The sequence below is a fragment of the Pseudoalteromonas sp. SWXJZ94C genome, from assembly GCF_015864385.1.
GTDB lineage: Bacteria > Pseudomonadota > Gammaproteobacteria > Enterobacterales > Alteromonadaceae > Pseudoalteromonas.
Genome location: NZ_JADYXF010000017.1, coordinates 23720 through 47459, shown reverse-complemented (window position 1 = coordinate 47459; position 23740 = coordinate 23720). Strand labels below are relative to the sequence as shown.

Genomic DNA, 23740 nt, shown 5'->3' with positions numbered 1-23740 from the left:
TTATATTTGTTGATTAAGTATATTGTATCTAACGTCGTTTTTATTCAAGCAAATACGATGGATTTAATTAAAACTTAATCATTAAGTCCTATATCAGCAAATATCATCCCTCGGCGCATACTTCTGGTAGCCAAAAATACTTCTCCAAGTAATGAAATAAATGCACATATGAGAAATGCCATTGCTGCAACAAAACAACAAGCAATGGTTACACTTAAATTAATAGACTGAATGTGCGATAAAAATAAAAACATAACAACAGCACACACCAATAGCGCACTTAATACGCTTAAACTAAAAGCGATATGTATAAAACGAGATCGCTTTAATAGTGCTCTAAGTTCGGTAGCTAATGATTTGTTAAAATCGTCGTCTGTATTTACTTTTAGTCTTCGCTCTAGTAGCCGTGCTCGGTCGGTAATTCGCGCCAAGCGATTAGATAAAACACCTAAAGTAGCCGCTATACCAGTGATTAAAAATACCGGAGCAACGGCTGTTTGAATTACTTTAGCCATGGTTAAAATATTTATTACTTCGCTATTCATTACTACCCTTAATCAGTTGAGCTTAAAAGTGACTTATTATATTTACAGAGTACCTGATGTAGGCTTGTTAAGTAAAAAGGAATTACGTTGATTTACTTTACATAGCTTCACAAACTAAATCACAATAAAGGTCATTTATAGGTATATTTAACTACTTAATAAAAAATAAAAACACAATAAGGATTTTGACTGATGAAACATACTCCATTTGCACTTGCTGCATTGTCGCTAGCTATTTTAAGTGGCTGTAATCAAGCCCCAGAAGTAACTCAAAAAAATAATACGCAGGTTAAAGCAACTCAAGTTGCACAAGCTGTTGCGCCTATTGCTAAAAAAGTACCGCATGAAATGACTATTCATGGTGATACACGCATTGATGATTACTATTGGCTACGTGATGACGAGCGTAAAGCACCTGAAGTGATTAACTACTTAGAAGCTGAAAACACATACACTGATGCAATGCTCGCACATACTAAAACACTGCAAAGCGAGTTGTTTGAAGAGTTAAAAGGGCGTATTCAAAAAGACGATGATTCAGTCCCAGTTAAAAACGGTGATTATTTTTACTCATCGCAAACACGTGGCGATAACGAATACACTACTTACTTACGCAGTAGCGATTTTTCAGGTACCGATCAGCAAGTTATTTTAGATGTAAACGAACTTGCTAAAGATCACGATTATTATGCGGTAAGTGGTTTAGATGTAAGCCCTAATGGTAATTTAATGGCTTATGGCGAAGATACTGTTAGCCGTCGTATTTATAGCGTAAAAATAAAAGATTTAACTACCGGTAAATTACTCGAAGACACACTTGAAGGCACCAACGGTGGCATTGTGTGGGCAAACGATAATAAAACTGTTTATTACATTAAAAAAGATTTACAAACTTTATTAGGTTACCAAGTTTATCGTCATACATTAGGCACACCACAAGCTGATGACGAGCTAATTTACGAAGAAACTGATACCAGTTACTACATGGGTATGAGTAAAAGCAAAGACGAGTCAGAAATTTATATTTGGCATAGCAGTACAGCGGCATCTGGCGTATCGGTGTTAAGTGCTGATGATACTAAAGCAATGCCTAAGCGTTTAATTGAGCGCGAAGCAGGGCTTGAATATGATATTTCGAAGCTAGGGAATACTTACTACATTGTCACTAATTTAGATGCTGTAAATTTTCAGCTAATGAAAGTTGATATTGATAAAGCAGGCGACAAAGCTAATTGGCAAAGTGTGATCCCAGCGCGCGACGACATTAAACTCGAAGGCATTGATTTATTTAATGACTACTTAGTTTACCAAGAACGTGAAATGGGCCAATCAAAGTTGATTGCGCGTGATTTAAAAACAGGTAAAGAGTTACCACTGAGCTTTAACGACAGCGCCTATACAATTGGTACTTATGGCAATAACGATATAGATAGTAGTACGTTACGTGTTTACTACACAAGCATGACTACACCAAGCTCATCGTACGATGTAGATTTAGCGACTGGCGATAAAACGCTTCTTAAACAACAGGTTGTGTTAGGTGATTTTGATGCTAAAAATTACGCGTCAGAGCGTATTTTTGTAACCGCTCGCGATGGCATAAAAGTACCGGTAAGTTTAGTTTACCGTAAAGATGCGTTTAAAAAAGATGGCACTAACCCGCTACTGCAATATGGTTATGGGTCGTACGGTGCAACAATGGATCCAACGTTCTCAAGCTCACGTTTGAGCTTGTTAGACCGTGGTTTTGTATTTGCAATTGCCCATGTACGTGGCTCGCAAATGCTAGGTCGCCCTTGGTACGAAGATGGTAAGCTACTAACTAAAAAGAATACGTTTAACGACTTTGTTGACGTAACCAAAGCATTGGTTTCTCAAAAGTATGGCGCAAAAGATGAAATATTTGCGTTAGGTGGCAGTGCTGGTGGCTTATTAATGGGCGCAGTAGCGAACCAAGCGCCTGAGCTTTATAAAGGCATGGTTGCTGCGGTACCGTTTGTAGATGTAGTAACAACGATGCTTGATGCGAGCATTCCGCTTACAACAAATGAATACGGCGAATGGGGTAATCCGAACGAAAAAGCGTATTACGATTACATGCTGTCTTACTCGCCATACGACCAAGTATCTAAGCAAGCGTATCCTAATATGTTGGTAACGACTGGCTTGCACGATTCACAAGTTCAATACTTTGAACCTGCAAAATGGGTTGCTAAGCTGCGTGACTATAAAACTGATGACAATAAGTTACTGTTTAAAATAGATATGGAAGCAGGGCACGGTGGTGCATCGGGTCGCTTTAAGCGCTTAGAAGATACCGCGCTAAACTATGCATTTATGCTTGATTTAGCGGGTATTAAAAAGTAGTTAATCTTTATATTTAAATAGATTTAACTCAATAAGGTGCTTTTTAAGGAAGCACCTTTTTTTGTGGCAAATTAAAGCTAAACATAGTGCCTTTACCAATTTCACTTTGTACGTAAATTTCGCTATCCATCAGTTTTAATAATCCCCTACAAATAGCCAGCCCTAAACCACCTTGCTGACGACCTTCTTTATTTGAGTTGCTTGCCTGATAGTGCGGATCAAAAATAGCACTTAGTTCATCTTGTTTTATGCCTACGCCCGTGTCTGATACATGCACAAATAATTGATTATCGTCACTGCGTTGTACATTTACTGCGATACTGCCGCCGCGAGAAGTATGCCTAATTGCGTTATCTATTAAGTTACTCAACACACGCTCTAATTTAGCTATGTCGGCAACCACAGGGAAATCACAAATCGCGGGTTCTACCGATAAACTAATACCTTTTTTATCAACGGCTAAACTAAATTTTGCCATACAATCGTAAATGAGTTCACCTAAATTAAAGGTTTCTTTATTTATGTTTATTTCGCCATTTTCTAAGTGAGCAAGCTCAAATATTTGTTCTATGAGTAGCTTTAATTGCCCACAATTATTAAGCGATACCTGTAAGTATTCTTGCTGCTCTTTTTTACTTAGCTGCTCGCCGGACTGGTTTAATACTTCTAAAAAGCCTTGCAGTGAAGCAAGCGGTGTACGTAGGTCGTGCGATAAGTGAGTAAGCAACTCTTTGCGTTGTTTATCGCCTTGTTCAAGCGCTTTAAATTGCTCGTTAATACGGGTAAGCATGGCTTGAATACTTCGACCTAAGCTATGCACTTCGTTACTTTTTTGCGTTGAATAGTTACTTAGCTTGGTGTCGGTAAGGCTGTAATTATTCGCTTCAATATTACTTACATCGCGCGCTAAGCGCTGAATAGGATTAGTAAAAAAGCGCAGTAAAATGAGCATAGCAATGAGTAAAAATGCAAGTGCAGAGCCAAGCCATAAAGCGGCTAGCCATAACTTGTCATTATTTTTTACCGTGCTTAGTGAGGTGTCGTAAGCTTCGCCACCAATAATTACATATAAATAGCCTTGTAACTTATCGTGATTGAATACTGGTGCGGCTGAAAATATTTTTTGTTGCTCTTTATTACGAGGATTATCACCATAAATAGGTGCAGCGCTTGGGTTGTTAATCAGCTTTTTTAAAGGCGTTAAACTAATATGCGTGCGTTTAACTTTCCCTGGCTTTGCTGAGTAAGTAAGAATTTTTCCGGTTTCGTCTACAAAATAAAATTCAAACGCAGGACCTAATAACATTAAAGTATGAAAAAGATTTTCAAGCGCTTTGTAGTCGTAAACACCTTCTTTTATTAATGGATTATCTTGTACTAAATGCTCAGCTAGCGCTAAATGTAGGTTTTGTTCGGCGTGGTGTTTTGATGTGAGTTCTAATTGCTTGCTCCAGCCGTAAACAAGGACGCAAATAAAACAAAAAATGACGACTAGCGATATAGCTAATTTTTGATACAAAGATAATTTCATAATAGGTGTCTTAATTGAGTTGGCTAGGGTTTAGTTTGTAACCAACACCCCAAACGGTTTCGATGATCGGCGCTTGTTGGTGTTCTTCTAGCTTGGCACGTAAGCGGTTGATATGTGAATTAACCGTGTGCTCGTAGCCACTATGCTGATAACCCCATACTTTATCGAGTAATTGCTGGCGACTAAAAACATGATTTGGGTGGCGTGCAAAATAAACGAGTAAATCAAATTCGGTGGCGGTAAGGTTAAGTGCTTGTTTGCCTAAATACACTTGGTGCGAACTAAATTCTATATTGAGTGAGCCTACATTTAGTGTTTGTTCGCTATCAACGGGGGAGTTGTCGTTATTTTGGCTAGCGAGTAGTTGTGCTCTGTGGCGTAATTGGGTTTTTACTCTGGCTTGTAATTCGCGTGCAAAAAATGGCTTACAAATATAATCATCAGCGCCCATTTCAAGACCAATTACTCTGTCCATATCGCTACTAAGCGCGGTGAGTAAAATTACGGAGGTAGTTGGGTAATGCTCTTTTATTTTTCGGCATAAGCTCAAACCGTCCATTTGCGGTAAATTTATGTCGAGTAAAATAAGCCCATAGGGATGCTTGGCTATTTTTTTTAAGGCAAGTTCTGCGCTTACAACATGATCTACATGTAAGTTAAGCGAAGTAAGTTGTGTGGTAATTAATTTACCTATTTCTCTGTCGTCTTCTACTACTAATATTTTTTCGTGACGCATGTATAACCTCGTAAAAAGGGGGGCATCCATGCTCCCTTACTTCCCCATTACAAGCTGGAACTTTACTGCGTGCGCGTAATTACTATTTTCGATACCGGATTATCAAACTTATGCTCAACACCGAGTACTGATGTTGATAATCCATCTTGATTTGACACAATGCCTGGATGCATTGCAATTATATCGGCAGTATCGTCACGTATTGGATTAAATCCTTCACCGCTAGCGGCAGGTCCTGGCACTGTTTCAGCTGTTTCTGTATTCGCTTCAGTACCTGCATCATAAGCAACGGTAGTACGTGTTATAGAACCACCGACTTCTAATGTAGATACATCTACAAGACTAAGACCGGTAAATGTGTCATTTGTATTCCCAAGCATTGCAGCAAATGACAAATTAAGTGTTTCCAGTGATTCGGCAGAAATAGAAACTGTGGTTGTTTCTCCTGGACCAATACCACCTTCAGCAGAAACTGCCGCTAGAGCGTCTTCAAATAATAAGTATTCATCATTCGCGCCACTTTCAGCAAGCATCTCTAAACCTACTGATGCTGGAGCACCAAATGTCCAAGGCGCTTCATCTTCAAAAGCAATCACAGATAGCGGAGATAAGGGTTGCCCTGCGGTTAAATTACTAAAAGTAATAGTAAACTCACTAATTACAGGTTCAACAACAATTGGCTCTTCAATTACAGGCTCTTCAATTATCGGATCGTTGTCGTCGTTATCGCTACATGCTGCCAGTGCAGTTGCAAGCATGATAACTAAAGCACTCTTTTTTAAATTATTAATAGATGACATAGTCAATACTCCTACTTAACTGTAACAGTTAACTTAGCTACAGGGTTTAACCATCTGTGTACTGTATTGCTAACGTCGCTATTACCAGCAGTTAAATCATCATCGCCTAAATTACCAGGGTGAATATGAACATTGATATTTGTATCGTTACTAACAATACCTGCGCCACCAGTACCTGCATCACCACCTGGTGCTGCTGGAATACCTGGTACACCTGGCGCACCAGAACCTTCTACTACTAGTTCATTATTTTGTTCAGTACCGGCATCATATGCATTTAAATAAACAGTATAAGTACCTGCTTCTGTAGGTATTTTCCAGCTATCTAAACCCGCGAAAGCATCGTTAGTAGGTAATAACATTGCTGTAACCGACAGGTAATCGTTACCATCGGTTGTTGTTAATGTGGTCATTGCTGACGTTGCAGGAGTAAGTAAACCACCTGCAGGGTTAGCAGCAATATCGCTACCAGCAGCAGTTGCTTGTGCCATAAGTGCTGCAATATCTCCGCCTTCAGCCATTGCTTGTAGTGCAGATGAAGCTTCTGTTGCAACTTCAAACAGTTTATCTTCAGTGTTATGAGCAGTTATTAGTACGGGTGTAAAGTGCATGCCTTTAGTTAGATTTGTAATTTTTAGGTCTAACTCTGCAGCCATAGTTGATTGGCTAGCTGCTGCTAAAATAGTTGCGATTGTAAATGTAGAAGCTTTCATTATTATTTCCTGTAAGTGATGATTCGAGTTAAGTATTGAATAATCGTTTCCAGAAACTCTCACAAACTTATCACTTTTTTATCACAAGATTTCACGTTGTGATTTTTTTGTAAATACAGTGGTTGATTTGTAGACATTTAGCCAATTAAGAGGCAACATATACAAAACAAAATGGAGAGTGTTATGGAAGAAAATCAAGAAGTTAAACCGGTTAATAAAGATGACCGTACATGGGCAATGCTATGCCATTTAAGTGCGCTTGCAGGGTTTGTTGTGCCATTTGGCTCAATAATAGGACCATTAATAGTGTGGCTTATTAAAAAAGATGAAATGCCAATTGTTGATGAGCATGGTAAAAAAGCACTTAACTTTCAGATAACGATGGCAATCGCATATTTAGTTTGTTTTTTACTGATTTTTGCAGTGATAGGTTTAATTTTACTGCCTATAGTGGCTATTTTCTCGTTAGTAATGGTTGTAATAGCAAGTATTAAAGCAAATGAAGGTAAGGAGTTTAATTACCCTCTAAGCTTAAATTTAATAAAATAATAACTTCACTTATTATTTTAAAAACCCAGCTAAAGGCTGGGTTTTTACGTTAAAGCACGGCTATGTTGCGGTGGCTTACTTTATAAACGTTAACAAGAGGGATCTTTATTAAAGGTAGTAAATTAAAGAGAGTAAATCACCATTGTTAATTTGGTGTATAATAAAGGTTAAATTTATTGTTTGGTGCTGTCGCGTGAAAGGATTTCAAATAAGGCATTTTGCATTTATGCTATTACTGCTTTTATGTACAAAAGTTGAGGCTGATAATTCATATGTAGTTGAGTGTCGCAATAGCATGAAAATGCAAACGGCAGAGCTTAGTTTAGTCAATTGCGAGCAGAACTTATCTTCTTTAGATCAACAAAAATTTCCGTTAGTTGCTGCTAAATTAATGTTGTATCTACATGATATTAATAATGAGCTGGGGAAAGGCTCAGCTGCAGAGAATTATTTATCTCAAATAAAAATAAGTAAAATATTTACTCAAAGTACCGAAATACAATATTTGTGGTTCAGAAAAATAGCTACTGATAACTTTTATGATAATGCTTACGAAGAGGCAAAAAATTATTATCAAAGCGCCTTTGAAATTGCAAAAAAAGAAAACAAAATACAATGGCTTGCTAAAAGTTATAACGACTTGGCGAGCATTGCAAAAAAACAAGGTGATTACCCTCAAGCGTTAGCTTATTTTCAAAAAAGCTTAGCCTTAAAAGAGGAGTTAGGAAATGACTTTTATACGGCAAACACACTCAGTAATTTAGGGCTAATTTATAAAACGCTAGAGAAATATGATGAGTCACAGCATTACTTTGAATTAGCATTAGAAAAACTGGTTAACTACACCGCTACTCATGATGATTTAAAAGCACTAGAATATTTAGCTCATATTTATCAATCATTAGCGCATATTTACACTATAAATGGTGAATACCAAAAACAGCGATTTTATAGTGAAAAAATAATCGATTATTACCAACAAACAAAAAATTTAAAACAGTCTTTGTATGCACTTATAGTGTTAACACGCTTACATATAAGTGCTAATGAATATAAACCAGCGCAGCAATTCCTCGTTAAATTAAATCAATACTTAGATACTTCTGAAAACCAGTTTCGCGGTGAAATATTTTTACTGAACTCGCAAGTGGCACAAAATGAAAAAAGAAGTGAAGAGGCTATTAACTATATTAAACAAGCGATTGAGGCTGTTGACAGTACTAACGAAGACACATTAAAAATGGAAGTGTACTTGTATGCAAGCGAATTGTATTTAAATACGGGCTACCCGTATGACTCAATTGTTTTTCTTAAAAAGTACCAAGATTTATATGAACAATTATTGCAGCAAAAATACAGCGAAAATATTCAAATAAAGCAAAGTGAAATTGAAAATGAAAGAATTAGTGGTCGGTTACTCGATCAAGAAATTATTAACCAAAAAAAGCAGCAAAGAATAAACAAGCTACTTAATATTACTCTATCAATATTTGTTTTATTTTTAATTATCGGCTTTTGTTTTGCAGTTTATATTTTTAGAAAACGAAAAACTCACCAACACCTTATTACTGTAATTGAGTCACATAAACAGCAGCTTTTTTTATTAAATAATATTGAAAAAGAGGAGGTGCAGGGGGCTACACACGCAGTGGATAATACGCTGTCTGAGTTGCTTGTAATTGCTATGCAAGATTGTTTGGCGGTATGGGAAAAGTACACACAAACTAATAAGGTAGAGTTGGCAGAGCGAAGCCAAATATGGAGTATCTCGATTGACTCTGGCAGGCTTAGAACACGATCACTTGATAAGTATCTTAACTTAAAAAAGATCCCCGAAAATCCTCGATGGCGAAATGTAGTTAAAACCTGTCACTTCATTTTATCTGAGTGCGAGCTCGATAAAAAAGACAGGGAGTTGTTAACTCAAGGGCTTAACAACATTATGACGATAGTAAAAAAAGAATCTATGCAGTAATTAATGTGAATGATTTAACTCATTAGTTTTAATTTTTTTTGGTGCTGTTTTAATCGAGCGACGCTTTTCTTCATATGTTGGCTTTATACTTTTGGCCACATAAACACACTCAAAAGAAAGCCCATGAGATAATTCATAAGTTATTGGCTTAGTACCTTTTGAATAAATAGCATCAATTAGGGTTTGCGGCCCGGTAAAGCGCGGAACTAAATTAGGCAATTTGGCTTTATAGTTAACACTCGCATGAGCATTACACATTGATACCGCAGCAAACCCAGCAATATTAAGTTTATTAATAGGAGTATTACCATTTTCAGATGAACTTTGGTTTCTGCTATTAAATGGATCGATCAAGTCGTGTATCGGTGGTACTTCAATTATATTTACAGTGGAGGTGGCTAATGCCTTTGTTGATGCAATTTGATTAGCATGTTGACCAGAAAAATGATTGTCATCGAGTGATACATTTTGGCTCATCATCCATTTTTCGACTTCAAAATATTTAGATCGCAAATGGAACTCTTCAATAATTTCTTCTTTATTCATTTCAAAAGAAGTAACGACTGTTATGTTTTTTTGATTTGTAGTTAGCTTATCAAAAGCAAGTAAATGCGCATTTACATTAGTAGAAACCGCGACGAGTGCACTAACAGATAATGCATTTAATATTATTTTTTTCATTATTGTATCCTTTAGTTATAACTCTAATAACAGTAGTCAAACTGCCTTATTTAATCTAATTCTAATGGGGGTAAATTTAGGGTCTATTTGAAAGAGCCCCTATTTTAACCCCTTAATTTAAAATACATTTTTATTTTTACTGCTAAGTTTCAATGAGCCAGAGGTATGGCTAATCATAAATTGAAACTTAAAGGATATTAAAATGAAAATATTAAAAAAACTCATACTTGGTACCTGTCTTATGAGCGCAGCTTTGCATGTAAATGCGGGTACGGCAACGGTCACAGGTAATGTAACGGCTGATAACGACTTTATTGTTGTGCACTCCCAAGGCAGTGTTAACAACGTTGTGCATCGTGGCGCACATGGAAGCCAATGGAAAAAAATTGAAGAGTTTAAGTTCGCTGTTAATAATTCAGCGAGTGCTATGGAAAGCTGCTCAGTTAGCGTAATTGCTTGGGGTGACGGAAGTAGTGCTCAAGGATTTGCAGGGATTTTTAAAGGTGACCATACCGTTTATACTGGTTCAGGAGTATTTAGAGCGCATCAATCCGATATTGCATCGACGGGATGGGCGCAAAGTGGTGGTCCAAATGCTGCACAAATAACCACGCTTATAAATGCACAAACAAGCCTGCCTTATACTATGAATAACGGTACTGTTGCTAGCGGCACTCCACCGTGGATGGCGTTAAACTTTCCTTTAGCGAATGTGGTTAATACAAAGTTATTTCGTTGGATTTGGTCAACAAGTAATAAAAGTAAGCGCACCTACTCAGTATTTACAGCCCCATGTGGAAAGTTAGTTAAATCGGAGAGTATTGCAGTAAGTGTGCCTGGAGAGCATTTTCAGTGTTACAACGTTGAGAAAGCAGACCGACTTCCAGAAGAAACAATTATGATTGCAGATCAGTTTGGTAGAACAAAGGCAGTTTTAGGGAAGCCTGTTTTGTTATGTAATCCGTCAACTAAAATACATAATAAACAAGAGTTTAAAATGCTAAACTCAAAACGACACTTAGTTTGCTACAACTACGTTAAGCAAAATAAAGTTAAGAGCCAAAATCTATTAATTAATAACCAATTTGCTCCAGACAATATTGTAAGCGGTCAGCGCGAATTGTTTTGTGTACCTTCAAGTAAAAAGCATGTTAGACCTACACGCCCACGCCCAGTTGAAGAAGTGGCTGTTTTGAAGCCCGCAAAGCTTAATAGAATAAATAACTAATAATTTAGGTCGTTAAAAATAGACTATATGATTTATTTATTTTTGATAAAGTAGGCATCATATTATTTTAAACCCAGCAATTAGCTGGGTTTTTACGTTTAGCTATAAGGGCGTTATGCTTTATTTCACGCTATTTGTTAGTGCATTTATATCTGCCACATTACTGCCTAGCTCATCTGAAGTGATTATGGTGGGAATGATTTCTCAAAATACAGTAAACCTTTGGCTTTTATGGTGTGTTGCAACACTTGGTAATGTTTTAGGCAGTTGCGTTAACTATTGGTTGGGTACACAAATATTACGCTTTAAAGATAAAAAGTGGTTTCCGGTATCACAAAGTGGGCTTGAGAGCGCGCAAAAGCAATTTAATAAATACGGTGTGTTTAGTTTGTTGTTTGCTTGGTTACCTATTGTAGGCGATCCGCTAACAGTGATTGGGGGGATATTTAAGGTACGATTTAGCTTATTTTTATTGTTGGTAACACTAGGCAAAGGCGCGCGCTATTTAGCGGTTATCGCCCTTGCCATAGGATTTGAAAAGCTTTTTTGAATGAACTTTGTCGGTTATTTAGCCCAATCAAGCGTTAACGACACCGAGTCAGCAAAACGCAGTGCGTGGGGTTTATCTACACGCGCTTTGGCATAATGTACACTTGGGTGTATGTGGCAAACAGCAAGAATTTCAGCAACCAGTTTTTCAAGTAGTAAAAAATGACCTTGCTCTACTAAGCTAATCACTTCTTTGGTGATTACTTTATAGTTTAATGCTTGGTCTACTTCATCTGTTTTACAGGCATCATCAGCAGGGTAATGAATCTCTAAGTTAATCACTACGTCTTGCTTTTTTTCGCGCTCATCTGGATTAAAACCAATAAAAGTGCGTAGGCGTAAGTTGGTTACATTAATAATTGCATTAGCCATAGATTAACCTCTTACTAGCTGCAAAAATTCGTTACGCGTTTTTGAATCAGCTCTAAAGTTACCTAGCATTGCAGAAGTTCGCATACTTGAATTTTGCTTTTCTACACCGCGCATCATCATACACATGTGCTTGGCTTCAACAATAACACCTACACCTTTTGCACCGGTTATTTCTTCAACCGCTTTGGCAATTTGATGGGTTAGTTGCTCTTGAATTTGAAAACGACGTGCGTACATATCTACTATGCGTGCAAATTTAGATAAACCGAGTACTTTGCCATTTGGAATATAAGCAATGTGACAACGACCAATAAATGGCAACAAATGATGCTCGCACATAGAGTAAAGCTCTATGTCTTGTATGAGTACCATATCGTCGGCGTCAGAGGTGAATATTGCGTTATTGGTTATCTCTTCAAGTGTTTGACGATACCCTTGCGTTAAATATTCCATTGCTTTTGCTGCGCGTTTTGGCGTATCAAGTAAGCCTTCACGATTAGCGTCTTCGCCTACAGCGGTGATTATTTTTTGGTAACTATCTTTTAATTCATTATGCATAAATGTCTCAGTTTATTAGCTTATTTACTTTAAATGACGACCGCCATCCACAGGCAAAGAACGACCTGTGATGTACTGGCTTTGTAATAGTAAATCAATGCTATTGATAATTTCTTGGCATCCGGGTTCAATGCCCATTAATGATTTTTTTAGGGTTTTAGTACGGTACTGATCGTCATCATGCTCATTAAAAATAATGAGCGATGGAGCAACCGAGTTTACTTTTATATTTGGCGCATATTTAGCGCTAAACGATTTTGTTAGATTTTCAAGTGCAGCTTTACTTGCTGCATAAGCTACATGTTTTGGGCTGCCAGTTTCTACTACGTAATCTGTAAGATGAATGATATCAGCAGGTTTTTTTAAACTAGCTTGATAGTTTAATAGTAAATCGGCACACATTAAATTAATTAAATAAGGTGTTTTAGCATGAATACGCATCATGTTATCAAATAATTGAACGTAGTTAGGATTGTTACCTTCACAGTCCCAGCTTGATGCATTATGTACAATTGCTCGCAATGACGTTGTATGCGTATTAAGCGTGTTTATGAAGTTACTTATACCTTCATCGGTACTAAAATCAGCATACACACACACAGCGCCTTGTTGCTCTAATAAATCAACAGCCTTATGGCGAGTACGATACGTAATAATTATTGCCTGCCCTAGGGCGATATAATGCTGAGCCAGTGCCAAGCCAATACGTTGGCCGGCGCCGGTTATTAAAATGGGCGATGTCATATAATGCAGTGTTCTCTTTGGCGGGTGGTTAATAAAATTTCAAAGCGTTATTTAGTTAGCATATACGCAGAGTTTAAATCAGTCGATCAAAAAAGTAATTAATGCTTATTAGGCATTAATTACTTTATATAGCTTACATGTCATCATAAATAGTTGGAATTGCTTGGCGCTTATGTTGTGTACGTAGGTAAATACCTACAAGCTTTTCTTCAACATCTTTAGACACAGGTTTCCCTTCTAAAAAGTCATCAATTTGTTCATAACTTAAACCTAGCGCTTCTTCATCGGTAAGCCCTGGGCGATCGCTTTCTAAATCGGCTGTCGGTGCTTTTTCTACTAATAAAGCGGGCGCACCTAATGCTGTTGCTAAAGAACGTACTTGGCGTTTTGATAAACCAAAAAGAGGAGCTAAATCGCAAGCGCCGTCACCAAATTTAGTATAAAAACCAGTAATGTTTTCAGCACTATGATCGGTACCCACAACTAAGCCTTGGCAAAAACCGGCTATTTCGTATTGTGCAACCATGCGTTGACGTGCTTTTACATTGCCTTTAATAAAGTCTATTTTTGCTTGCTCTGGTAATGTTTCACCATTACCAACAACAGCAGCTATTGCTTGTTCGTGAAGCGCATCGGCAGCAGGCTGAACATTAACGGTCATACGCTTGCTTGGCTGAATAAAATCAACAGCCATTTGTGCTTCATCTTCATCGGCTTGCACGCCATAAGGTAGACGCACAGCAATAAACTGGTATTTATCTGTACTGTGTTCTTTATTAAGCTCGTTTACGGCAAGTTGGCATAAACGTCCACAGGTAGATGAATCAACACCGCCACTAATGCCAAGCACTAAAGACGTTGAATAGGCAGCTACTAAACGTGTTTTTATAAAGTTAACTCGACGAGTTATTTCAGCGTTTACATCAATCATTGGCTGAACTTTCATTTCAGCTATAATTTCGGCGCGCATGGGTAGCTCCTTATTGTTTAAATTAATTTATATACGCAATAGACTTATTATGTGATTTAGTACGGTGTAATTAAAGCCCTAAATGGTCTTTTATCTGGCGAAGCTCTGCTTTTAACTCTTCAATTTCGGTGAGTAGTTCATCTAGCTCGTTATTTTGGACTGTATCTAACGTTGCGGTTGCCGCATTATTTATTAAATTAGACTCTTGATCACCAAACAGATGAATATAACGGCTATCGCGTTTACCCGGCTCTCGATCTAGTTTATTAACGTAGTCACTTTTAACAAGTTCGTTTAACGCATTTTCTACTTCGTTTACGTTACTAAATTGAGCAAGTCTATTACTGCGGGTTTTTAATTCACCTGGGGTTTGCGCGCCGCGTAATAACATTAAACAAACAATCGCACGTTGCTGATCAGTAAACTGTAAATTACTAAATTGCGTATTACAAAAGCGATGGTCGTATTTATTTACACGACCAGACAGCCCTTCGTCTATTGTCACCAAACGCATTTCAATTAATTCATCTAGTGTATTTTGTACGTCATTTTCAGTAAGATTTAAAACTGGGTCACGATTAGATTTTTGATTACACGCATTGACCAATCCATTTAAAGATAAAGGATAGTGCTCCGGCGTTGTACTTTGTTTTTCTAGTAAACACCCAATAATACGTTGTTGATTTGCTGATAACTGCATAAATAATCTCAAATTAGTAAGCGTATTTTATTAGCTTACACCTTTATTGAGTGCCAAGCCATTGTTGAAGCTTTGGTTGTAATGCAGCTAAATCGAGAGGCTTACTTAAATAGTCGTTCATGCCTGCGGCTAAGCATTTTTCTTTATCGCCCTGCATGGCATTGGCTGTTAATGCAATAATAGTAATATTTTCATTACCTTTACCCGCATCGCCTTCTCTAATAGCTTTAGTTGCTTGGTAGCCATCCATTTCAGGCATTTGGCAATCCATTAAAACTAGCTTATATGGTTTCCCTTGTTTTGCATTGAGTTTTACAATTGCCTCAAGCCCATTTTCAGCAATATCAAAAACCACTCCTGCTTGTTTTAATAAAGCAGAGGCAACAACTTGGTTAATTTTATTATCTTCAACTAGTAAAAGTGTGGGCTCGGTTGAATCAACAGTTGTTGCTTTAGTTAGTTTATTTTGTAGTTGCGCTTGATTTTGTTGCTGCTCTATATATTTATCATTTGTGAGTGAGTCAAATAAATCAGAGGGAGTGAGTGGTTTGAAAATCATACAGTTGACCTCCATACCAAGCTTTGACTCTTCTCGTGAGTAGCTCATAGGAGCCATTATCACTAACTTACAGCTGTACATAACTATAAAGTTTTTGAGGGTAGCAATATGTGACGGAGTGGCTTTTTCAAAAAAGTAGTAATCTACTAAAATAGCATCTGGCTGAATGGTTATATTTTTTAGATAATCAGCTACATCACAGTAGCTATGTATGCAGTTAACAGTTGCACCCCATACAGTGAGCTGCTTATTTGCAGTGCCTGCATTTAAAGCACATTCATCAATAATAAGAATACGTTTATTTTTAATTAAATGACTCGGTAAATCTTGCTCTTTACTCAAGCGTGGTTGTATTTTTATGGTGAAAGAAAACGTACTGCCTTCGCCTACCATACTATTCACACTTACTTCGCCATTCATAAGCTCACATAGTTGTTTAACTATAGCTAGGCCTAATCCTGTTCCACCAAATTGGCGCGTAGTTGAGGTATCTGCTTGCGTAAAAGATTCAAATAATGAATTTTGTTGTTTAGGATCAATACCAATACCAGTGTCGATCACTGAGCATTGTAAAAAGGAACCATCGGTTGTTTCATCTATTTTTGCCGTTATTATTACTTCACCATTTAAAGTAAATTTAACCGCATTACCAATTAAGTTATTTAAAATTTGGCGTAACCTATTAGGGTCACTAATTATCTCACTTACTGTAATTTTAGTTGCGTCTAAAATAAGTTTTGTGTTGTTTTGTTCTACTTTTAAAGCAAATGATTCAACTACTTCACCTAATAACCTTGGGAGATTAAACTGTACATTTTCAATATCGAGCTTACCCGCTTCAATTTTCGAAAAGTCTAAAATATCATTAATTATATTAAGCAGAGATTGAGCTGATGATTGTGCAAGTTCAATGTGATGTTCTTGCTGCTGATCTAATTGAGTTTGTTTTAGTATGTTTAACATCCCCAAAACGCCATTCATTGGGGTGCGAATTTCGTGGCTCATACTCGCTAAAAACTCACTTTTTGCAGCAACTGCTTTTTCTGCGTCTTCTTTAGCGGTAACTAATTGCTGTTCTGTTTCTATTCGTTGTTGGCTTGAGTGTAAGCTACCAATTAATGCAGCGACGGCAATTAAAAAACTCTCTTCATTTTTAGACCAATAGCGTTTTGATTCACACTGCTCTGCACATACCATTCCTATTACGCCACTGCCAGCAGGAATAATTACGCATAGCATAGACTTAATGTTTAATGGGGTTAAATAACGTTTTTTGAGAGGTTCTAAAATAGGATTATTTAAAGTATCAGGAGCATTAAAAACAGCCTGATGATCTATAGCATTAAAAAAGTTAGGCGTATTTTGTCTAAGCCAAATTGGCTCCACTTCATTTTCGGGTGAAAGTTTACTATGTACAGCAAAAGGGTTTAGCTGACTTTTATCTTTATTAAAAAGTAAAATACTGGCACGTTCAATATTAAATGCTTGGCAAACAGCTTGCGTAATAATGTCTTTTGATTGGCTTAATTGACCGTTTAAAATTAACTTATTTACAGTAAGTGAAGCTAAAATTTCGTTATGTAGCGCTGTTTTACTATTTTCTAATTCAATTTTTTTGCGATTATCAATATTTTGTAACGAACCAAAAATTCTTACACAGCGTCCATTTTTTAACTCTGCTTCGCCATGTACAAGTACCCAAACAGATTCACCTTCAGCATCTATTACTTCTAGTTCAACTTCGTAGCTCTCACCATATTTAATAGCACGCTCAATTAAGGGTTTAATGGTTTCTCTGCTAGTGCCTTTTTTAAAGTAGTTTAGATCTTTAGGCCATTCTGGTTGTGCATTAAGCGGGTATTTAAATATTTTTTTAGTCATGTCTGACCAATACACTTGCTGAGCTTCTAAATTAAAAGCCCATGCGCCAATTTGGGCTAGATCACTCATGGTTTCGAGCATTTTTTCGTTTTGTTGTTGGCGCTCAAGCATTTTTAAAAAGAATAAAAATGCCCAAATTAATAGCCCACAAATAATTATTATTGCTAAGCGTAGTGGCCATATAGCTGAGTTAGGAGGGCTCCAGCCGACCTTCGGAACGACATAGAGTTGCCAGTTGCCACCTTGAAAATTTAAAGTAAATTCAATCGGGTTTATGTTTGTAATATTTTGATCTCCGTAAAAAAACTCACCTTTTTTACCTAATCCATTACGCCCTTGTATAGCTATGGTGTATTCTTTTTCGAGCTCATAAACCCCTGAGTTGACATATACTTTTTCAAGATCTAAAACAACGGATAATAAGCCCCAAAAGGTATTATCCGTTTGTAAATAAACAGGAACGCGTGCCACTAGCGCTAAATCACCTTGCTCTAAAGTGAGAGGACCAGCCATAACTATTGTATTTGTATCGCGAGCTCTAATTGCATTTTCGCGCTGTTTTTCATTTTTTAAAAAGTTAAGACCAATTGCTTTTTCGTTTTCTTTTAGCGGATAGCTCATTTGAATAATCATGTTTGGAGCACCAGCAATACTACGTAACTCGTTTGATGTTTTAAAAAGAGGGGCGGCAATTTTTCCAAAGCGTTCTTGTGTTAAATCAGGTTCTGCAGCAACGGCAACGCCTAAACCTCGTACTAGTTGAATATTAGAAACTAAAGTAGATTCGAGCTGCGCTCTGTAGGTACTTACTTCGGAAAGAATTTGCAGACGATGGGTATCTTTAACACGATTATAGTTAATACGATCAAGAACTACCCCAACTAGTACTGTTAGCGTAAGCGATAACCAAAAGGTCAGCTTAAAGTTATGAACATTCGTTTTTTTATTGTTACTAGACGGTGGCATTAGCTACATCGTGGCGTTAATTTAGGCAAATTAACTATAGCTAATTTATTGCACAAATGAAAACGGCGCATTAACAAATGCGCCGTTTATTTTTTATAATTAGTAGTTTAGCGAGTTACGAATCGCTAACTTCACGCGCCCAATGATTTTGCTTTGCTACGTGTAGCTTGCGGTAACCATCAAGTAGTGCCGCATGCTTTTTAAAGCCTTCAAGCGATAAACCAGGAAAAGTTAAACCGTTAAACTGCTTTTTACCTTCGGCAATTTCTATAGCCAGCGCTACATTATTAGCACCAAACATTAAGCCTAATGCATCTTGGTAATCAGCGTATTCGCGCTCGTCATCGTATTTAATTTCAAGAATCGCTTTTAAACAGCGGAAGTGGCGCATTGCATCTTCGTTTACTTGACCTGTATGAAGTATCCAATCAACCCAATCAATGGCTTCTTCGCTGCCTGCGGCTAAACATAGGTGCGCTTTAAGCTCACCTATACGCAGTGTGTGCCATGGTGTGTCGGCATCAGTTGCTAAACCAATAAATTCTGCGGCGCGGATAATATCGCTATGACCGGCTTCTTCTAGGCTGTCGTAAATATCCATCCATTGCTCGGTGCTAAACTGATCAAGCGATAAAAATGCTTCGCGAAATTTTGCGCCTTCGTTATTGTTGCGCCAGATAAGCTCATCAACAGGATAAATGTCTGACATGCCCGGTACTAAAATACGACATGCGTATACGTTTAGGTGCGTGTAATCCATGATGTAGATATCATGATCCATGCTGTGAATTAGGTCAGTACAGAAGTTATATTCTTGCTCTGTTGTGCCGCTAAAGTCCCAATGTACAAATTCAAAGTCAGGTTTTGCACGGAAAAAATCATGCGAAATCAAACCGCTTGAATCAATAAAGTGCAGTTCAATGTTCTCTGGTGTTGCTACTTCGTCGTTATCAAATGTTGCAGGTTGGAATACATCTAGTTGATCTAAACGACGACCTTGTAGTAACTCGGTAACGGTACGCTCAAGTGCAACTTCAAATGATGGGTGAGCACCAAAAGAAGCAAATACAGAACCATCAGTTGGGTTAATAAGCGTTACGCTCATTACTGGATAAATCCCCCCAAGCGATGCATCGGCAATACGTAAATGAAAGCCATGGCTGCGAAGCTCTTCACACGCTTCGTGAATTAGAGGATATTGCTTAACAACATCTTCAGGCACGATTGGTAAACAAATACCTTCGGCGATGATGCGGTTTTTAATAGCGCGTTCAAATACTTCTGATAAACCTTGTACGCGAGCTTCAAACTTCGTGTTACCTGCGCTCATACCGTTAGATACAAAAATATTACCAATAACGTTTACCGGAATGTATACGTCTTGGTTATCGCGTTGGCGTGTGTACGGCAGGGTACAAATGCCACGATCAATATTGCCAGAGTTAAAATCAAAAAGGTGTGATGCGTTAAGTTCGCGCTCTGGGTCAAAGTAATCCCATAAGCTTTCATCCATAATACCTTGTGGTACTTCATCGCCTTCAACTTTAAACCATTTTTCAGTTGGGTAATGAGTAAACTCGCCATTGGCAAATTCTTCACCTAGATAAAAGTCTGCAAAAAAGTAGTTACAGCTTAAACGCTCAAAGTATTCACCGAGTGCTGAGGCAATAGATGCTTTGTCGGTTGCGCCTTTACCATTGGTAAACATAACACCGCAGTCACTGTCTTTTATATGAACCGAATAACAGTTAGCTACAGGGTTAAGCCAAAGCGCTTCTTCAACATTAATGTGTAGGGCTTCAAGCTTGTTTTGCATGGTAGAGATTGACGATTCTAGGTCGCGGTCTTTACCTTTGATAAATGTTTTTTCAGTCATATTGATCTCAACTAGTTCTGCACGATGTGTGGAGCTGACATTATCGTGGATTTTGATGTTTATTTCACCCTTTGCGAGCAAGAACATTATTATTTAATAAAACTGCGGTTATTATATGCTCTTAACGCTTGGTCAAAACGTGCAAAGGAAAGGTTGATGTTTAAAGTAATCAAACGCTTGTTATTATTAATTGTGATTTTAGGGCTGGCAAGTACCGCCGTTGTTTATGGTGTACTTAGTTTAAGTTTACCTGCCCTTGATGGAAACGGACGTAGTAACGCGGTAGTAGAGCCTGTAAAAATTTCGCGCGATGCACTCGGGCAAGCAGTGATAAATGCAAATAGCCGAAACGACGTTGCCTATGGTTTAGGTTATGCGCATGGGCAAGACCGATTTTTTCAAATGGATTTACTAAGACGTAATGCCGCAGGCGAGCTAAGTGAGTTATTTGGCGAAGCCGCGTTGGGGCTCGATAAAAAGATGCGTTTTCATCAATTACGTAAACGCAGCCAAATTATTTTACAAACGCTGCCTGAGACCGATAAGCAATTACTTAAAAGTTACGCTCAAGGTGTAAACGAAGGTTTAGCGCAAGTAGGGTATTCAAGCTTTGAATATTTACTAACAGGTGCACCACAAAAGCCATGGCAAAGTGAAGACAGCCTACTTGTGATATTTAGCATGTACCTTGATTTGCAAAGCGCCACATTTGAACGCGACCAAGCACTCATTCAAATTGAGCAAGCGTACACAAAGCAAATGGTTGATTTTTTAACGCAACCAAGTAAGTACCAAGCCGCGCTTGATGGCAGTAAATTAGCGCCTTATAGCGGCGGCATACCTACTTTGCCAACTCAAACACAGCATACAGTTAAAAGTATTGAAGCCAACCAAGAGCGCGGCAGTAATAACTGGGCTGTTACAGGAGCGTTGACTAAAACAGGCGCTGGTATGGTGTCGGATGATATGCATTTATCGATGGCAGTGCCTGCAATTTGGTACAGAGCCCAGCTAAATTATATACAAAATGGAAAACCTGCTCAGGTAACTGGTGTATCGCTGCCCGGAGCGCCGGCAATTGTTGTTGGCACTAACAATAATATTGCATGGGGGTTTACTAACGGCTATTTAGATACAGCCGACTGGATTGCATTAAACGATGATAGTAAAACATGGCAAGTAGATGAACCTATTGCATTACCCGATGGGGGAGTCGAAAACTACTCATTAATACTCAGCGAATATGGCCCTGTAAAATACATTAACGAAAAACCTTATGCATTGAGCTGGGCTGCACATCAGCCTTACGCCGTTAATATGCAACTCTTAAAATTAGAGCAAGCCAAAACAGTAGATGATGCACTTGCCGTAGCAAGCGATGTAGGAATACCTGTGCAAAATCTTATGGTGGTAGATAACCAAGGGAGCGCAGCGTGGAAGCATATGGGCGGCATACCGGCTCGTAAAACGCCTAGCGAGCTCGGTGTAAATGCTGATGACTACTCAGCGCTTTGGCAGCAAACCGAATTACAACGTCCCTTTATTAAAAACCCACAAAGCGGGCGATTATGGACTGGTAACTCTCGCGTGGTATCGGCTGAGGATAACGCTCGTTTTGGCAATGGTGGCTATGCACTCGGTGCACGTTCGAGCCAAATTCGCGATAGATTATTTGAAAAACAAACATTTGCAGAGAGCGATTTTTACGCACTACAGCTCGATAATCAAGCTCGCTTTTTAATGACTTGGCATGCGTTGCTATTAAAGCAATTAAAAGCCGATAAAACTAAAAATCAGCAATATATAACAGCGCTCGAAAATTGGCAGCAATGTGCGTGTTCAACCTCCATAGGGTATACCTTAGTTAAGCGCTACCGCGATGAAGTGATTAATATTTTATTTAGTAATATTGAAAGCCAACTAAATAAACAACAAGGCACACTTAAATACGTAAAACGAGATTTAGAGCCCGCAGTTTGGCAGCTTATTAACAACAAACCCGACACCTGGATAAACTCACAATTTAAAAGCTGGGATGCACAATTACACGGTGCATTTAACCAAACTATTACTAAGCTTACTGAGCAGTTTGGCAATAACGTGCAAAGCTGGCAGTGGGGCAAGGTCAATGAGTTAGTGATAGAGCATCCGTTTGCAAAGCAAATGCCGTTACTTGCTAAGTTATTAAATATGCCCACAGCAGCGGGTTTTGGTGATAGCTACATGCCCGCCGTACAAGGGCGTAGTTTTGGCGCATCGCAGCGCTTTATTGCACAACCTGGGCATTTAGAACATGCAATTTTAGCTATTCCGGGTGGGCAATCGGGGCACCCTCTTTCTGAATTTTATAGAGCGGGGTTTAGTGATTACGTAGAGGGTAAACATACACCTTTATTGCCGCAAACACTTATACATCAAATAGTCATAAGCCCTGTTAAATAACGTTTAAGTGATAAGTGAGTGAGCTTAAATAGTGATAAAAACGTTCTATATTTATTAATTCATACAATAGAGAACAAAAATGAAAAAAATACTACCCGCATTAATAACAGGTTTATTACTAAGTACAGCAGCGCAAGCCGACGAGGGACCAGTAACAGCACAAAAGCTAAGTGAGCATGTATACGTACTATTTGGGCAAGGCGGTAATATTGCAGCAAGTGTAGGCGATGATGGCATTTATATTATTGATGATCAGTTTGCCAAGTTATCAGACGACATTAAAAAAACGATTAGCGATTTAAAGCCAGGCAGTGCAGAGTTTGTTATTAATACGCACCATCATGGCGATCATACCGGTGGTAACGAAAACTTTGCTAAAGCGGGTGCGCACGTTATAGCACACGACAATGTACATAAACGTTTAGAAGAGCAGCATGGCGAAGGGTCAGACTTTTTACCGCGCATTAGTTTTGGTCACGATTTAAAACTGCATTTTAATAATGAACACGCCCATGTAGTGCATTACGAACATGCACATACCGATGGCGACTCGGTTGTCTTTTTTAGTAACGACAACATAGTGCACATGGGCGACATTTACTTTAATTTTGGCAGCTTACCGTTTGTTGATGTAGATAGCGGCGGCAGCGTTGATGGTATTTTAGCGGCAGTAAACGATGTAGTTAATCAAATTGACGGCAACACTAAAGTAATACCAGGACACGGTAAGGTAAGTGACCGTTCAGGACTGATAGCGTATGGTAAGCTAGTTCAAAACGCGAAAGATGTGATGCTAAAAGCAATGCAAAATAATGCAAGCTTAGAGCAAGTACTTAAAGCCGATCCATTGGCAGAACTTGGTCTTGAATACGCAGGCTGGTTACCAAAAGAGAAAGTAACCACACTCTTCTATCGCAGTTTAAAGTAGTACATCTAAAGTAAAAAACATGATACAAAGCTGAGTGTATTCTTGATTTAATCGAGCGTACATTCGGCTT

20 protein-coding genes are annotated in these 23740 nt (G+C 38.2%); 7 read left to right on the top strand and 13 right to left on the bottom strand.

Annotation, left to right across the window (positions count from 1 at the left end; genetic code table 11):
• Positions 1 to 74: 74 nt before the first annotated feature.
• A complete protein-coding gene (locus tag I6F65_RS09230) occupies positions 75 to 545 on the bottom strand; it encodes a DUF2721 domain-containing protein (protein WP_024609978.1) in 471 nt (156 codons plus the stop codon).
• Between the two features lie 192 nt (positions 546 to 737).
• Between I6F65_RS09230 and I6F65_RS09225 the strand changes: the two genes are divergently transcribed.
• Positions 738 to 2912 (top strand): S9 family peptidase, encoded by a 2175-nt coding sequence (locus I6F65_RS09225; RefSeq protein ID WP_197112540.1) that lies wholly within the window; start codon positions 738 to 740, stop codon positions 2910 to 2912.
• Between the two features lie 43 nt (positions 2913 to 2955).
• Here the strand turns inward: I6F65_RS09225 and I6F65_RS09220 are convergent, their stop codons facing one another.
• From I6F65_RS09220 to I6F65_RS09205, 4 genes are all read right to left on the bottom strand, one after another.
• Positions 2956 to 4443, bottom strand: a complete 1488-nt coding sequence (locus I6F65_RS09220) for a cell wall metabolism sensor histidine kinase WalK (protein WP_166112659.1) — start codon at positions 4441 to 4443, stop codon at positions 2956 to 2958.
• A 10-nt stretch (positions 4444 to 4453) separates the two neighbouring features.
• Positions 4454 to 5179: a response regulator transcription factor gene (locus I6F65_RS09215; RefSeq protein ID WP_007580488.1), complete on the bottom strand. Its 726-nt coding sequence runs from the start codon at positions 5177 to 5179 to the stop codon at positions 4454 to 4456.
• A 62-nt stretch (positions 5180 to 5241) separates the two neighbouring features.
• Positions 5242 to 5979, bottom strand: coding sequence for a spondin domain-containing protein (locus tag I6F65_RS09210; protein ID WP_197112538.1), 738 nt, complete (start codon positions 5977 to 5979; stop codon positions 5242 to 5244).
• 11 nt (positions 5980 to 5990) lie between these two features.
• Positions 5991 to 6692 carry a spondin domain-containing protein gene (locus tag I6F65_RS09205; RefSeq protein ID WP_024609974.1) on the bottom strand — a complete coding sequence of 234 codons (702 nt, stop codon included), beginning with the start codon at positions 6690 to 6692 and terminating at the stop codon, positions 5991 to 5993.
• A 183-nt stretch (positions 6693 to 6875) separates the two neighbouring features.
• On the opposite strand from I6F65_RS09205, the gene I6F65_RS09200 reads away from it, so the two are divergent.
• Together I6F65_RS09200 and I6F65_RS09195 are read left to right on the top strand one after the other, a co-directional pair.
• A complete protein-coding gene (locus I6F65_RS09200; protein WP_024609973.1) occupies positions 6876 to 7241 on the top strand; it encodes a DUF4870 domain-containing protein in 366 nt (121 codons plus the stop codon).
• A gap of 193 nt (positions 7242 to 7434) precedes the next feature.
• On the top strand, positions 7435 to 9216 hold the full coding sequence (locus I6F65_RS09195) for a tetratricopeptide repeat protein (RefSeq protein WP_331461420.1): 1782 nt from the start codon (positions 7435 to 7437) through the stop codon (positions 9214 to 9216).
• On the opposite strand, the gene I6F65_RS09190 is transcribed toward I6F65_RS09195, so the two are convergent.
• Positions 9217 to 9897, bottom strand: a complete 681-nt coding sequence (locus I6F65_RS09190; RefSeq protein WP_166112656.1) for a hypothetical protein — start codon at positions 9895 to 9897, stop codon at positions 9217 to 9219.
• Positions 9898 to 10099: 202 nt separating this feature from the next.
• On the opposite strand from I6F65_RS09190, the gene I6F65_RS09185 reads away from it, so the two are divergent.
• The gene (locus tag I6F65_RS09185) at positions 10100 to 11125 is read left to right on the top strand and encodes a hypothetical protein (RefSeq protein ID WP_024609970.1); all 1026 of its coding nucleotides are present in this window, start codon (positions 10100 to 10102) and stop codon (positions 11123 to 11125) included.
• A 115-nt stretch (positions 11126 to 11240) separates the two neighbouring features.
• Positions 11241 to 11675 (top strand): YqaA family protein, encoded by a 435-nt coding sequence (locus I6F65_RS09180; RefSeq protein WP_024609969.1) that lies wholly within the window; start codon positions 11241 to 11243, stop codon positions 11673 to 11675.
• A 14-nt stretch (positions 11676 to 11689) separates the two neighbouring features.
• Here I6F65_RS09180 and folX read toward each other — a convergent pair whose 3' ends face one another.
• From folX to ycaO, 7 genes are all read right to left on the bottom strand, one after another.
• Positions 11690 to 12046 carry a dihydroneopterin triphosphate 2'-epimerase gene (gene folX, locus I6F65_RS09175; protein ID WP_024609968.1) on the bottom strand — a complete coding sequence of 119 codons (357 nt, stop codon included), beginning with the start codon at positions 12044 to 12046 and terminating at the stop codon, positions 11690 to 11692.
• Positions 12047 to 12049: 3 nt separating this feature from the next.
• The gene (folE, locus tag I6F65_RS09170) at positions 12050 to 12604 is read right to left on the bottom strand and encodes a GTP cyclohydrolase I FolE (RefSeq protein ID WP_024609967.1); all 555 of its coding nucleotides are present in this window, start codon (positions 12602 to 12604) and stop codon (positions 12050 to 12052) included.
• Between the two features lie 24 nt (positions 12605 to 12628).
• Positions 12629 to 13348 carry a dihydromonapterin reductase gene (folM, locus tag I6F65_RS09165; protein WP_166112647.1) on the bottom strand — a complete coding sequence of 240 codons (720 nt, stop codon included), beginning with the start codon at positions 13346 to 13348 and terminating at the stop codon, positions 12629 to 12631.
• Positions 13349 to 13481: 133 nt separating this feature from the next.
• Positions 13482 to 14318 carry an ammonia-dependent NAD(+) synthetase gene (gene nadE / locus I6F65_RS09160; protein ID WP_166112642.1) on the bottom strand — a complete coding sequence of 279 codons (837 nt, stop codon included), beginning with the start codon at positions 14316 to 14318 and terminating at the stop codon, positions 13482 to 13484.
• A 70-nt stretch (positions 14319 to 14388) separates the two neighbouring features.
• Positions 14389 to 15018 (bottom strand): YceH family protein, encoded by a 630-nt coding sequence (locus I6F65_RS09155; protein ID WP_166112639.1) that lies wholly within the window; start codon positions 15016 to 15018, stop codon positions 14389 to 14391.
• 43 nt (positions 15019 to 15061) lie between these two features.
• Positions 15062 to 18424 (bottom strand): ATP-binding protein, encoded by a 3363-nt coding sequence (locus tag I6F65_RS09150; protein WP_197112536.1) that lies wholly within the window; start codon positions 18422 to 18424, stop codon positions 15062 to 15064.
• A gap of 115 nt (positions 18425 to 18539) precedes the next feature.
• Positions 18540 to 20300, bottom strand: coding sequence for a 30S ribosomal protein S12 methylthiotransferase accessory factor YcaO (gene ycaO, locus I6F65_RS09145; protein WP_024609963.1), 1761 nt, complete (start codon positions 20298 to 20300; stop codon positions 18540 to 18542).
• A 156-nt stretch (positions 20301 to 20456) separates the two neighbouring features.
• Here ycaO and I6F65_RS09140 point away from each other — a divergent pair, with 156 nt between their 5' ends.
• Complete coding sequence (locus tag I6F65_RS09140) at positions 20457 to 22742, top strand: penicillin acylase family protein (protein WP_197112534.1); 2286 nt, start codon at positions 20457 to 20459, stop codon at positions 22740 to 22742.
• Between the two features lie 79 nt (positions 22743 to 22821).
• Positions 22822 to 23670: an MBL fold metallo-hydrolase gene (locus I6F65_RS09135; protein ID WP_024609961.1), complete on the top strand. Its 849-nt coding sequence runs from the start codon at positions 22822 to 22824 to the stop codon at positions 23668 to 23670.
• The last annotated feature ends 70 nt before the right edge of the window (positions 23671 to 23740 follow it).